This window comes from Mangrovibacter sp. MFB070, from assembly GCF_000705335.1.
Taxonomy (GTDB): domain Bacteria; phylum Pseudomonadota; class Gammaproteobacteria; order Enterobacterales; family Enterobacteriaceae; genus Mangrovibacter; species Mangrovibacter plantisponsor.
This window is the reverse complement of sequence record NZ_JJMI01000018.1, coordinates 57065-69929: the sequence shown is the minus strand read 5'-3', so window position 1 is coordinate 69929 and position 12865 is coordinate 57065. Positions and strand designations below refer to the sequence as shown.

Sequence of the window (12865 nt, the reverse complement as noted above, 5' to 3'; positions counted from 1 at the left end):
TTAACGACTGGCCTTTGATTTAAACTAATTGATTATACTATGAAAGTTGTTTTTCCAGTTGCTCTGCAGGTTGCCCTGCTTCGCCGCTGCGTTTGAGTAAATAACCCACCAGCAATACAGCTAACGCACAACCCAGGAATAACATTCTGCCCCACAGTGGGTTTGGCAGTAATACCATCAACAACAACCCGGCGCCCATCATCAGAGTAATACGGCCCAGTTTGCTACGTTGCAGGCGGTCAAACTCGTCCTGGCCTTCAGCAGCCACAACCGGGGTATCCACGTTTTTGAAGAAGGTATCGACGTTTTCTTTCTCTTCTTGTGTCAGTGAAGACTCTTTATAGAACAGTGTTGTCAGGACAAAGAAGCCGCCGGTTAACACCAGGTGTGCTGCAACTGTCAGTGTAGTGGTCAGTTCAGAACGCTCACGAGCAGTCAGTGTGATACCAAACAAGTCAGCACACCACTGAGCAGTAAAGACATTCATTACCAGCCAGGAAACTACCATACCGAAGCAGACCGTTGACCATGCAGCCCAGCGTGGCGTTTTACGAATAAACATACCGAAGAACAGCGGAACCAGAATCGGCGATTGCAGCAGTGTTGCCACACGCATCATCAGTTCGAACAGACTCAGGCCTTTAAGCTGAGCAAACAACTGTGCAATCAGAATGACCAGGATACCATTGACTACGGTGACAATCTGGCTGGTACGCAGCAATTGTTTTTCGGACAGCACTTTGTTACGGCATACAATTGGCGACCAGAAGCTACGCACAAAGATACCTGAGTTACGGCACAGAGCTGAATCCATAGAAGACATCGTGGCAGCGAACAGACCAGCAACCAGTAAGCCAACCGTACCTGCTGGCATCAGTTTCTCTGCAAACACCAGGTACACGGCATCGGACGCTTTGTTACCAAGTTCAGCGTGAGACGCTGCGGCATCCGGTAACAGAACAGCGGTCGCCCATGGCGGGATAAACCAAATAATAGTCCCTACCACCATCAGCCCCATTGCCAACAAGGCCGCTTTGCGGGCATTGCCGGAATCTTTCGCATTCAGGAAGCGATAAGAGTCCTGCATATTGTTGATACTTTGCAGCTGTTTTACCAGGAAGAAGATGAAGGAGCCCACCAGCAACAGGCCGTAGTTCATATCCGGGCCCATCATAAAGTCGCTTGGGAATTGCTCAATCATGTTGGTTGGGCCGCCAACAGCCACCAGTGCGACAATCGCGCAGGCCACAGAAATCACTGCGACAACCAGTGTCTGGACAAAGTCACTGGCCACCACACCCCAGGCGCCACTAAGCATGGAAATGAGCAGTACAGAAATCCCGGTAACCCAAATAGTGGTTGTCATGTCATAGCCAAATACCGCGCCGACAAAAATAGCCAGGCCGTTCAGCCACACACCACCACTCAATACACTCAGCGGGATAATTGCCCAGGTGAAGAACTGTTCATTGCCTTTACCAAAGCGAGCACGAACGCCTTCGGTAGGCGTATCAACACGCATCTGGCGGAAACGCTGGCTGAACCACCACCAGGAAGCCATATAACCCAAAATATTACCGAAGAATACGAAGGTAACAGCAAAGCCATCCGTAAATGCTTTACCGGCAGCACCGGTAAACGTCCATGCTGAGAACTGAGTCATAAAGGCTGTCGCCCCGACCATCCACCACAGCATGCGGCCGCCGCCACGGAAATAGTCACTGGCCGACTGGCTGGCCATTTTTTTGAAAGCGAGGCTTATTACGACCATCAGGACGAAATAGCCTGCAATTACCAGGATATCTATACTCATTTAATTACCTCTGAGCCACTTGCATTTGCTCTGGCAAACGCAGTCTCACTGAAAACATCACCCAATCCATGAAATCTTCCACTATTATAAAACAGTGTTTTAAAAATAATGTGACGTGGTTTTTATTTGTGGAATTATTATGAAACAGGTCACACTTATTTATGATCTGAATCACATTTAATGCAGGCTGAATGGTTTCAGTTATGACTGAAAATCATTACTCAAATGAAAAACGGTACAACTCCGTAAATTTCATAAAGATACAGAATAGGAAAAGTAACGGTTAGCGGTTAAATAATTAGTATGATGGTTATTTTTAGGATTTTTCATTCATCATTTTCGGTATTTTTAGCACTGAAAATATGACGGCCGTATAAACACACATCAATGCTCATACGGAAATAAGGCAACAGTGCCAGGGCCACCAGGCACCAACAAAAAAGCTCAGCACAAACACGAGTTCGGCCTTCAGGAACAATACCCTGAGTAAGAATAAATATGGGAAGGAATAAACAGGCGGTATGCCCGAAGGCAGTAACCGCCCGGGTCGGGGTTTGTTAATTGATAATCTGCGGGATGCCTTTATTCCATGGCAGCGTAATCACCTGACGTGCCCCGCCATGGTTAATATGAAGCACCACGCTTTCTGGTTGCCATTCAACATCAGTAAGCGAAATACTGTTTCTCCCGCTTAAATCATACAGCGTGGCCAGGCGGCAACGGGCCTGGTTGCTACGCACCACCAGGTAGCTGATATCCCGAGTCGCCGGGTTCGCCGGAGCCAGGGCCGTGTATAAAGAGGTTTCTTTCTCGCTCGCAAGCCACAACGGCAACTGTTTATCTTCATGGTGGAAGTTAAGTGGCATCAAACCGTTAAGTGGGCGGCAGCTAACAGAATGAAAATACGCATCGACACCCTGATTCGGCCACTGGCAGGCTTCACCTGGCGGGCATTTCGCCAGGCTCGCGTCCACATGCAAAGTAAAATCCAGTGCCTGCTGGTGCGGGTTCTCAACTTCAACCACATCCACAGCCATACCCGCCAGCCACAGGATATTGCGGCGAAAGACAACCCCCTGCCAAATTTCGGTATCCACCGCGGGTGGGTAATGGCTGTCCAGTTGCACTAATGCGCCACTCCAGCTCACTTCGGCCTGTAACCAACTATAAGCGGGTTCTTGTTGCCAGTTGATAACCAGAGGTACAGCAGGGAGCTGATTGGTTCGCCCAATACTCAGCGTGTTATGAGTGGCACTGTTTTTATAATACTGGTAATGCGCCGGCGCGCCATACCCGGTGGTCCCCAGGTCTGGAAGCCAGTGGTGCCCCTGATTAAACAATATAATTCCCAGGCGGTCATGGTGATCGTGTTCACCGCCAAACGGGGAGTGCTTGAGCAGCAACGCCTGGTCACTGCCAGGCTGGCGCAATACTGAAAGCCCGGCCCCCGGTGCATGGGTCGTGTCAACGGGAACCAGAACCGGGGTAACATCGGGTAAGACGCTTGCCCCATATAGCAAGGCATCCAGATTATTGCGCGGCTGCTTTTGGTAGATAGTGTTAAGTACTGCACCATAGCGAGGCTTGCCATATTCCCCATAGAAGAACTCGTAAATATGGGAATGAGTCAGCACTTGCTGGCCGGTGATACAATCATTTATTGGCGGGAAAGTGCCGTCAGGCAGCAGTAAATCCAGCGGGAAATTGAGCATCTTTTGGTAGCCGGGTAATGGCAATAAACTCCAGCGGGTTCCCCGGGCCAGTTTTTCAAAAGCGCAGAAACCTTGTAGCGCATAAAAATGATAATGGACCGATCCCTCGAACCACAGCCCTTCTTCCAGTAACCCGTGCTCAAGTTGATAACGCAGCCCGTATTCACTGTTGACCGCAAATTCCAGGTAGTCTGTATCCCCAAGAATTAAACCAATAACACCCACTGTGGCACTGATTTTTACTTCATGGTTATGTAATTGCCTGGCGCGGTGCGCTATCAGAAAATCGGCGCCTTCCCGCAACAACCGCTGTTCAATATAGCGCTGCTCTTCCTGGCTGAGTGCATCGCGAATGAAATCATAGCCAAGGGCAAAATCCAGGTGGCAATTCGCTTCACACAAGGTTTGCGCATTGGCTTTTCCGGGGCCATTACAAGGAATGCCACCATGTACTTCATAGTCCGGGTAATATTTGGCGTAACCAAGCAGTATTTCACGCACTTTGCCGAGGTATTCTGCGTCGCCGGTAAGTTGCCAGAGTAGCCCTAACTGATAGCAGGCCTTTGCATTAAGGCCATTAAGACCCCGCCACCACGCACCATCCCAGGGTTCTCCACGCCATATTTTGCCATCTACCGGGCAGCAATGTGCATCCGGAGACTGCCGGTCCCAGTTAAGCCGGACTCCGTGCTCCGGGCAAAAATAGTAAAGATTCCATGTCGCGATTGCGGTTTCAGGCACCAGTACCGGCCAGGCCAAAATAGCCTCGTTATCTTCACGGATAGCCTGAATAAAATTGGGGTAAGCCTGAAAACGTGCCTTACATAACGAAAAAGCTGAATTACTGAACTGAATCATCTCTGCATCCCTGTCGGAGTTTTTTTTATTAGAACAATTCCACCTACAAAAATAAACCAGTGTTTCATTTTTACATAAGAAGTGAGAGCGCCATCAATACGCCGGTTTCCCGCATGCAACAGACCAATATGAGAAGTTGTCATACCTATTTCAATTAGCACTATTAAGTAACGAATTAAAACGCGCTGTTATATGAATGACGCAGGAAAATATTGCGGGCTGATAAGTATCACCGGTGACTATTGCACTGAACCCTGTATTAAAAACTGAGTAACCTGATGAAGTTAATTCAGGTGATCTCATTCACAGAAATGGTTATCCATAGCTTTCATCCGGAAAAATGTGAACCACACTAACAAATGCTATCCGACAAGTAAGATAAGATGTCATACATCAAAACCAATAATTACATTTTATTACACCGACGTTACGCCTTAATTATCCTTCGGAGAATGTGTTATGAAACTGACCTCTTTTTCCCGTAGCCTGCTGGGCGCAGCAATTTTGACCCTCTGTGCCGGCAATGCCAGCGCTGCAGAAAAAGTTACGCTTAAACTGGCTCATAACCTTGAGCGCAGCCATGTGGTTCACAAAGCCTTTGAGCAAATGGCGAAAGAAGTAAAAGAACTTTCCCACGGCAATATGCAGATCCGTATTTATCCCAGCAGCCAAATGGGCAGCGCCAGGGAAACCATGGAGTTACTGCAAAATGGCGCGCTGGATATGACAAAAGGTTCAGCCAGCGATCTGGAATCATTCGACAACGTATACGCTATCTACAACCTGCCTTATTTGTTTAAAAACCAGCAGCACTTTAACAATGTCGTCTACGGTGAAGTGGGCAAAGAAATAATGAACTCCACCAAGGATAAAGGCTTCTTCACCATGGCAGCCTATGTTGCCGGAACCCGCAGTTTCTACGCGAAAAAACCGATTACTAAACCTGAAGACCTTAAGGGCCTGAAAATTCGTGTTCAGGCGAGCCCAACCACACTGAAGATGATTGAGTTGATGGGCGGTTCACCTACACCTATCTCCTTTGGGGAAGTGTACACAGCAATGCAACAGGGTGTGGTGGATGGGGCAGAAAACAACGTGCCGTCCTGGGTGCAAACACGTCATATCGAGATTGCCAAAGTGTTCTCTGAAGATGAACACACCTCCATTCCTGACTTCCTGGTAATGTCGACCAAAACCTGGAACAAACTGACACCAGAACAGCAGCAGATCCTGGCTAAAGCCGCCACTGATTCTGAAGTTTATGAGCAGAAACTGTGGGATGAAGTGGACAAAGAGTCTCGTGAAAAAGCCGCTTCAATGGGTGCCACTTTTGTAAAAGTAGATAAAGCACCGTTCCGTGCAGCAGTAAAACCGCTGTATGACGATTTTGCCAAAGATCCAAAACAAGCAGCCCTGCTTGCCAAGTTTGAAGCCGCCGCGCCACAGTGACGGGCCTCTGGCGGGCTTGAAGCCCGCCTTTTTTAATCAGGAAAACAAAAATGATCTTCGACCGTATTAAATGGGTGGTTGACCGGATTATTGCGACCTTTTCTATCCTGGTAATGGTAGCCCTTGTTGTCTGCGTCGTCTGGCAGGTATTCAGCCGTTATGTGTTGGGGCAACCCAGTACCATGACGGATGAGCTGGCACGCTTTCTGATGATATGGGTAGGCTTACTGGGTGCCGCCTACACCGTGGGGGCGCAACGCCATTTATCAATTGATATTCTGGCGCTCAGTCTGAATGAGCGGAAAAAACTGGTTCTCAATATCTTAATTAACCTGTTTATTCTTCTGTTTGCTGGTGGCGTGATTATTTCCGGCGGCCTGAAGCTGATTGAAAAAACTCTTGCTACTGCGCAAGTGTCTGCAGCCATGCAAATTCCTATGGGTTATGTCTATTTTGTTCTGCCGTTAACTGGCGCCGTCATGATGTTCTATTCCTTATGGTTTATTGCGCATGATATTCACCGCTTACGTCATCCGGATGAGGTTGCCCCATAATGGAAAGTTATATTGCTCTCGCCCTGTTTGGTAGTTTCTTTATCCTGGTATTTATCGGCGTGCCTATCTCGTTTTCTATTGGGATAGCGACTGTCACATCCATGGCGCTGATGTTCCCGTGGGATATTGCCATAATTACCGTCACCCAGCGCCTGGCTAATGGGCTGGATAACTTCGCACTACTCGCCATCCCGTTCTTTATTTTTGCGGGCATCCTGATGAACAGTGGTGGGATAGCCATCAGGTTAATTAACCTGGCGCAAGTGATGGTTGGCCGGGTGCCAGGTTCTCTGGGCCATGTCAACGTGCTGGCAAACATGATGTTTGGTTCTATTTCAGGTTCGGCTGTTGCAGCTGCTGCTGCCGTTGGTGGCACACTGGATCCTATTCAGAAAAAAGAAGGGTATGCCCCCGAGTTTTCAACAGCCATTAACGTTTCTTCTTGTATCACCGGGTTATTGATTCCGCCATCGAACGTGCTGATTGTCTTTTCACTGACAGCTGGTGGTGTTTCTGTAGCTTCACTGTTTATGGCGGGTTACCTGCCGGGCATTCTGATGGGTTTCTCCATCATGCTGGTTTGTTGGTTTTTGGCTCGTAAACGCAACTATCCACTGTCACCTCGCCCGACAACTCGCCAGGCACTGAAAGCACTTCTGGATGCACTTCCCAGCCTGCTATTGGTGTTTATCGTTATGGGTGGGATTCTGGGCGGCGTGTTTACCGCCACTGAAGCTTCAGCCATTGCGGTGGTATACACCTTTATCCTGTCGGTGCTGATTTACCGCGAAGTGAAATGGCGCGATTTACCCAAGCTTATTCTGGAATCTGTCGTCACCACATCTATCGTGTTGTTGCTGATTGGCTGCTCTGTGGGCATGTCCTGGGCCATGACCAACGCAGATATCCCTTACTTAATTAGTGATGCCATGATGGGTATCTCTGATAACCCGCTCGTTATTCTGCTGATGATTAACGTGGTGTTGTTAGTAGTGGGTATTTTCATGGATATGACCCCCGCAGTGCTGATTTTCACGCCCATTTTCCTGCCAATTGCGCAGACACTGGGAATGGATCCGGTGCATTTCGGGATAATGATGGTAGCGAACCTGTGTATTGGCCTGCTGACACCACCAGTGGGGAGTGCGCTGTTTGTTGGGTGTTCTATCTCTGGCGTGAAGATCCAGAACCTGATTAAACCGTTACTGCCGTTCTATGCAGCCCTGTTTATTTCACTGATGATGATAACCTATATCCCTGAGATTTCGTTGTTCATACCGAAACTGCTGGGGTTGATGTAATGCTTAACCCGGCCAGGCGCTAATCCTTCGCCTGGCCGGGTTCCTTTCTGCCATAACCGTTATACATCCCCAAGAGAAACCATTGGGCGCTGGTAAGCCGGCCACACAATGGCAACCAGTTCCGGATAAGCACTCAGACTGAACTCATAAAAACACTGGCGCAGATTCAGCACTTCGATATCTGAGTAGCCAATCACTTCGCCGTTCATGCAGCGCTTTTTCAGGTTGTCATAGTATTTGTACACCGCCGAGTTAAGGTCACTGCAACGACGCTGGGCATCAAACAACCCTGGTGTCGAAGTGATTTTATCAATCCCCATTTGCTTGACTGTGATGCGAACAAAATCAATGTATTCGTTATTCACCCGCCAGTACCAGGGTGGTGTAATGTGGTTGATCAGACGGGCAAACTGATCCTCACCTTGATCTGGCGTTAATGAAGGTTGTGAATATAAAGGCTGTTGCTGTTCCCGTTTTGCGCTGTTTTTATTATCGCGCATTAAAACAAGCACACCACCCAGCAGTATTAATAATATAAAGACGAGATAAATAGTGAGGCTCACATTTACACTCCTTTTTTTTGATTTTAATTTTACAACATGTTATTGTCAACGTTACACTCGCCCTAAATAATTTTATCTTTTTGATATAAAAGGCTTATTAGTTATGCTGCCAGATAACCTGGTGCCCGGGCGGTATCACTATATAGTTCCGGAATCACCGCAAGACAGTTCTGATACCCCATCTGATTTCACTTTAGTTACTGAAAAACTTCAGGAACTCGAAGTGGAAATTCTTAGTAGCGTCTCGCAACCCGGGCGTATTGGCCTGCCGAAGAACGCCCTTCTGGAAGAACATGACCGCTATTTCAAAGAGCGGCTATTTAGTGTTGCTAAAATAGAGACGTTTGCCCGGGTACTAAAAGAATTAGTCGCAGAAAATGAAATTACCCAGGAAGCCCTCTCTGAGCTAATCACACAGAAAACCGTAGAAATAAATGAACAAGGTGAAAAAATTTGGCTTAATTTAATTACCAGCGAAATTAAATCACCTTTGTTTTACCGGTTTGAGGATTAGCCCTATGTCTGAACAGGCTCAATCAATTAATAAAAATTTCACTTTAAATACTGAAAATAAGCACCAATTTATCTTAAGTAGAAATTTACAGTCACTGCGGCTTTATAAAAACGAAGTGGTAGACCGTTATACCCGTAAAGTATCCAGCATTCCGGCAGCCCTGGTTGAATTGAAGTGGCAGAACCGTAAAGCGCTGTACTCGTTCCAGGTGAAAGAAGAAGTTTATGGCAGCGTGTTGTGCCAGTTACTGGCCAGCAACCCGGAGCTAAAAGAAAAGGTCATGGCGCGTATTGAGGCACATTACCAGCAATTCCGTACTCATGAAGCACAAACACTGGAAGTCTCACGCAAACTGGTTGACGGCCAGTTTAAGACGTCTTCTGCGCTCGGCAGCTAACCTCCCACATCTTAATTTTCTGGCACATTCTTTCACACATAAAAAAAGCGTGGCCAGTGCCACGCCTTGATTCCAGTAAGAAGCAAAGCAAGCCTGCCGTCTTACCTGGAACAGATAAAATTCCCACTATTGACTCACCAGCCGGGCTGGCAGCAATCCGCATTATTAACGGATTAGCCACTCACCCGTTACCCTGCTCGTAACACAAGGCTTACTTAGTGGCGGCCTCTGCCGGCTGTGATGGCTGAGCGGGTTGTGGTGACGCACTCGTCGGGCCTGCTGCTGCCCCGGCTGCTGGGTTACTTTCTTGCGCTACCAGGCCAATTTTGAGATACCCGGCCTGTTGCAGCATATCCATCACATGCATCAGGGTTTCATAATCAACCGTTTTATCCGCACGGAAAAAGATAGTGGTGTCTTTCTTCCCTTCTGTCATGGTGTTCAGGACGTCCACCATGTTCTGCTCAGTTACAGGCTCATCGCCGATAAACAGCGTTTTGTCGGCTTTGACTGACAGATACAGGGGTTTTTCCGGGCGTGGTTGCGGCTCGCTGGATGAACCAGGTAAGTTCACTTTTACGTCAACTGTCGCCAGTGGTGCCGCCACCATAAAGATAATCAGCAACACCAGCATCACATCAATAAAGGGTGTGACGTTGATATCGTGCATCTCGGCGCTGTCGCCAGCGTTCTCGTTAAAATGCATAGCCATAAGGCATCAACCTACACGCAGTTTCTGAGCGGGCTGGATATTTCGTGCTTCACGGCTCGCGGCCAAATCCAGATCCCGGCTTTGCAGTAACAAGACTTGCGCCGCCACATCACCCAGAGAGGCTTTGTAATTACCGATCATGCGCGCGAAAACGTTGTAAATCACCACAGCTGGAATAGCAGCAACCAGGCCAATTGCGGTAGCCAACAGCGCTTCTGCGATACCCGGAGCCACAACTGCCAGGTTCGTTGTTTGCGATTGCGCAATACCGATAAAGCTGTTCATGATGCCCCAGACCGTGCCGAATAAGCCGACGAACGGAGAAATAGCACCAATAGTCGCCAAAAAGCCATTACCACGCCCCAGATAACGCCCGGTTGCCGCAACGCGGCGCTCCAGACGGAAACTGGTACGCGATTTAATACCTTCGTTATCAGTACTGTCTTCTGAAAGGACCAGTTCGTCCTGTGCTTCATTAATTAACTGAGCACTCAGACTGCGGGCGTGAAAACCGGCAGCCGTTTCGCTGGCTTCATCTAAAGAGCGGGCACTTGAGAGCGCGGAATACTCACCATTCAGGCGGCGTTTCCAGGCAAGCAGTTCAGTAAATTTGCGAAAGAACAGCGCCCATGTGACCACGGAGGCGAGCAACAGGCCAATCATGACCAGCTTCACCACAATATCGGCATGATGATACATACCCCAGACGGACAAATCCGCCTGCATCAAATTTTCTGCCACAGTGAATCTCCAGGACCAACATGAAAAAAACGAATATTGGCGGTATCATATCAAAATACCGTCGAATTGATAGTCGTTCTCATTAGTATTTACATAATGACCTGGATCACACTCTTTTTCTTTGCGCCAGGACAGAAATTCACCGCTTTTTTCCGCGCTTTTTCTTATGACGCTAATTTCCCTGTGCCGGTCCCGGCAGAAGCGTGGTAACTTATTTAGACATCCAGACGTATAAAGGGACAGGCAATGTCAGAGAAACATCTTGAAACCGCGCTGATTACTGCTGGCCGTAACAAGCGCTATACCCAGGGTTCTGTTAACAGTGTTATCCAGCGCGCATCCTCGCTGGTATTTGAGTCCGTCAGTGCTAAAAAGCAGGCTACTGCAGGCCGTGCAACAGGTGAGTTATTTTACGGCCGCCGCGGCACCCTCACGCATTTTTCCTTGCAGGAAGCTATGTGTGAACTCGAAGGTGGTGCTGGTTGCGCACTGTTTCCTTGTGGCGCTGCGGCCGTCGCAAATACTATTCTGGCCTTCGTTGAACAAGGTGACCATATTCTGGTAACACGCACCGCGTATGAACCGACGCAAGATTTGTGCACCAAAATCCTCTCCCGGTTAGGCGTGACCACCTCCTGGTTTGACCCGCTAATTGGCGCTGATATTGCCAAACTGGTCAGGCCGGAAACGCGGGTTGTTTTTCTGGAATCCCCTGGTTCCATTACTATGGAAGTGCATGATGTCCCGGCTATCGTCAAAGCAGTACGAGAGAAAGCCCCCAATGCCATTATTATGATGGACAATACCTGGGCTGCGGGTGTGTTGTTTAAGGCTCTGGATTTTGGTGTCGATATCTCAATTCAGGCGGGCACAAAATATTTGATTGGCCATTCCGATGCGATGGTTGGCACCGCAGTTTCCAACGCCCGTTGCTGGGAACAACTTCGTGAAAATGCCTACCTGATGGGGCAAATGTTGGATGCCGATACCGCGTACATGACCAGCCGCGGTTTACGTACCCTGGGTGTGCGCCTGAAACAACACCAGGAAAGCAGCATTGCTATTGCCAGTTGGTTGCAACAGCATCCGGCAGTTGAGCGCGTTAACCACCCGGCTTTGCCTGGCAGTAAAGGCCATGAATTCTGGAAGCGCGATTTTACCGGCTGTAGCGGGCTGTTCTCCTTTATTTTGAAAAAACGCCTTAGCGAAGCTGAGTTTGCCCATTTTCTGGACAATTTCAGCCATTTCAGCATGGCCTACTCCTGGGGCGGGTTTGAGTCACTCATTTTAGCGAATCAACCTGAAGAAATTGCCGCTATCAGGCCGGAGAGTGAGGTAGACTTTACTGGCACCCTGGTACGCGTTCACATCGGTCTTGAGAATGTGTCAGACCTGATTGACGACCTCGCCGCCGGGCTGGAGCGTATTGGTTAACTCAGTTTGGTTTAAGTCTGAAAAAAGTTGTCATACATGAGTATGGGATGTGCCATGTTGAGCGCCGGATCAAGGTGTTAAACTGTATCCGTCAGGTACAATTACTCTAATTTATGCTGTTCCACGGGATGTTTCATGGTTGTTATCGAAAATATCATCGCTGCACTTTGGCACCATGATTTTGTGGCTCTGACTAATCCACATGTTATCGGTATCGTATATTGCATCATGTTCGCAACACTGTTCCTTGAGAACGGCTTGTTGCCTGCAGCCTTTCTTCCCGGGGACAGCCTGCTGTTACTCGCTGGCGCAATGATTGGCCGGGGTGTAATGGATTTTACTTCTACATTATTGTTGCTCACCGCCGCTGCCAGCCTTGGCTGCTGGCTGAGTTACCTGCAAGGCCGCTGGCTGGGCAATACGCGCATGGTGAAAGGCTGGTTACATCAACTGCCTGAGCAGTACCACCAGCGTGCAACCTGTTTGTTCGACCGCCATGGTCTGCTGGCGCTGTTGGTGGGGCGTTTTCTGGCATTTGTGCGCACCATTCTGCCCATCATTGCCGGGTTATCCGGGCTGTCCAACCGCCGGTTTCAGTTCTTTAACTGGCTGAGTGCTATATTGTGGGTGGGCACTGTTACCGGCCTGGGTTATGCACTGAGTATGATTCCATTTGTAAAACGCCATGAAGACCAGGTCATGACCGGGTTAATGATTTTACCGGTTGTTTTGCTGGTCGCCGGGTTACTCGGGGCCATTATTGTTGCTGTTAAAAAAAGCCGATGGGCGGCGTTGTGACAAACAATAACCGCCCGGT

General features: G+C 48.6%; 11 protein-coding genes and 1 pseudogene. 7 read left to right on the top strand and 5 right to left on the bottom strand.

Features of this window, described 5'->3' with window-relative positions:
• Positions 1-37: 37 nt before the first annotated feature.
• Together DT73_RS06375 and DT73_RS06370 are read right to left on the bottom strand one after the other, a co-directional pair.
• Entirely contained in the window at positions 38-1813 is a 1776-nt protein-coding gene (locus tag DT73_RS06375) for a sodium:solute symporter family protein (protein WP_036105736.1), read from the bottom strand.
• A 557-nt stretch (positions 1814-2370) separates the two neighbouring features.
• Positions 2371-4383, bottom strand: a complete 2013-nt coding sequence (locus DT73_RS06370; RefSeq protein WP_036105733.1) for a heparinase II/III family protein — start codon at positions 4381-4383, stop codon at positions 2371-2373.
• Between the two features lie 459 nt (positions 4384-4842).
• On the opposite strand from DT73_RS06370, the gene DT73_RS06365 reads away from it, so the two are divergent.
• From DT73_RS06365 to DT73_RS06355, 3 genes are read left to right on the top strand one after another with little or no spacing between them, the layout of a single operon-like run.
• Complete coding sequence (locus DT73_RS06365; RefSeq protein ID WP_036105729.1) at positions 4843-5832, top strand: TRAP transporter substrate-binding protein; 990 nt, start codon at positions 4843-4845, stop codon at positions 5830-5832.
• Positions 5833-5882: 50 nt separating this feature from the next.
• Complete coding sequence (locus tag DT73_RS06360; protein ID WP_036105726.1) at positions 5883-6386, top strand: TRAP transporter small permease; 504 nt, start codon at positions 5883-5885, stop codon at positions 6384-6386.
• The gene (locus DT73_RS06355; protein WP_036105724.1) at positions 6386-7687 is read left to right on the top strand and encodes a TRAP transporter large permease; all 1302 of its coding nucleotides are present in this window, start codon (positions 6386-6388) and stop codon (positions 7685-7687) included. The genes DT73_RS06360 and DT73_RS06355 overlap by 1 nt, the downstream gene beginning before the upstream one ends.
• A 59-nt stretch (positions 7688-7746) precedes the next feature.
• Here the strand turns inward: DT73_RS06355 and DT73_RS06350 are convergent, their stop codons facing one another.
• Complete coding sequence (locus DT73_RS06350; protein WP_036105721.1) at positions 7747-8250, bottom strand: ESA_00282 family adhesion-associated protein; 504 nt, start codon at positions 8248-8250, stop codon at positions 7747-7749.
• Positions 8251-8353: 103 nt separating this feature from the next.
• Here DT73_RS06350 and DT73_RS06345 point away from each other — a divergent pair, with 103 nt between their 5' ends.
• Together DT73_RS06345 and DT73_RS06340 are read left to right on the top strand one after the other, a co-directional pair.
• A complete protein-coding gene (locus DT73_RS06345) occupies positions 8354-8764 on the top strand; it encodes a hypothetical protein (protein WP_036105719.1) in 411 nt (136 codons plus the stop codon).
• 4 nt (positions 8765-8768) lie between these two features.
• Positions 8769-9161: a hypothetical protein gene (locus DT73_RS06340; RefSeq protein WP_036105716.1), complete on the top strand. Its 393-nt coding sequence runs from the start codon at positions 8769-8771 to the stop codon at positions 9159-9161.
• Positions 9162-9453: 292 nt separating this feature from the next.
• Here DT73_RS06340 and exbD read toward each other — a convergent pair.
• Together exbD and exbB are read right to left on the bottom strand one after the other, a co-directional pair.
• Positions 9454-9873, bottom strand: a pseudogene (exbD, locus tag DT73_RS06335) (TonB system transport protein ExbD); the annotation flags it as partial.
• Between the two features lie 6 nt (positions 9874-9879).
• Positions 9880-10614, bottom strand: coding sequence for a tol-pal system-associated acyl-CoA thioesterase (gene exbB / locus DT73_RS06330; protein WP_152552493.1), 735 nt, complete (start codon positions 10612-10614; stop codon positions 9880-9882).
• Between the two features lie 246 nt (positions 10615-10860).
• Between exbB and metC the strand changes: the two genes are divergently transcribed.
• Together metC and DT73_RS06320 are read left to right on the top strand one after the other, a co-directional pair.
• The gene (gene metC / locus DT73_RS06325) at positions 10861-12048 is read left to right on the top strand and encodes a cystathionine beta-lyase (protein WP_036105713.1); all 1188 of its coding nucleotides are present in this window, start codon (positions 10861-10863) and stop codon (positions 12046-12048) included.
• Between the two features lie 135 nt (positions 12049-12183).
• Positions 12184-12846: a DedA family protein gene (locus DT73_RS06320; protein ID WP_036105712.1), complete on the top strand. Its 663-nt coding sequence runs from the start codon at positions 12184-12186 to the stop codon at positions 12844-12846.
• Positions 12847-12865 lie beyond the last annotated feature (19 nt).

Coding starts and splice junctions, on each gene's coding strand:
- DT73_RS06320 (WP_036105712.1), top strand. CDS start 12,184: ATGGTTGTTATCGAAAATATCATCGCTGCACTTTGGCACCATGATTTT.
- metC (WP_036105713.1), top strand. CDS start 10,861: ATGTCAGAGAAACATCTTGAAACCGCGCTGATTACTGCTGGCCGTAAC.
- DT73_RS06370 (WP_036105733.1), bottom strand. CDS start 4,383: ATGATTCAGTTCAGTAATTCAGCTTTTTCGTTATGTAAGGCACGTTTT.
- DT73_RS06355 (WP_036105724.1), top strand. CDS start 6,386: ATGGAAAGTTATATTGCTCTCGCCCTGTTTGGTAGTTTCTTTATCCTG.
- DT73_RS06340 (WP_036105716.1), top strand. CDS start 8,769: ATGTCTGAACAGGCTCAATCAATTAATAAAAATTTCACTTTAAATACT.
- DT73_RS06365 (WP_036105729.1), top strand. CDS start 4,843: ATGAAACTGACCTCTTTTTCCCGTAGCCTGCTGGGCGCAGCAATTTTG.
- DT73_RS06345 (WP_036105719.1), top strand. CDS start 8,354: ATGCTGCCAGATAACCTGGTGCCCGGGCGGTATCACTATATAGTTCCG.
- DT73_RS06360 (WP_036105726.1), top strand. CDS start 5,883: ATGATCTTCGACCGTATTAAATGGGTGGTTGACCGGATTATTGCGACC.
- DT73_RS06375 (WP_036105736.1), bottom strand. CDS start 1,813: ATGAGTATAGATATCCTGGTAATTGCAGGCTATTTCGTCCTGATGGTC.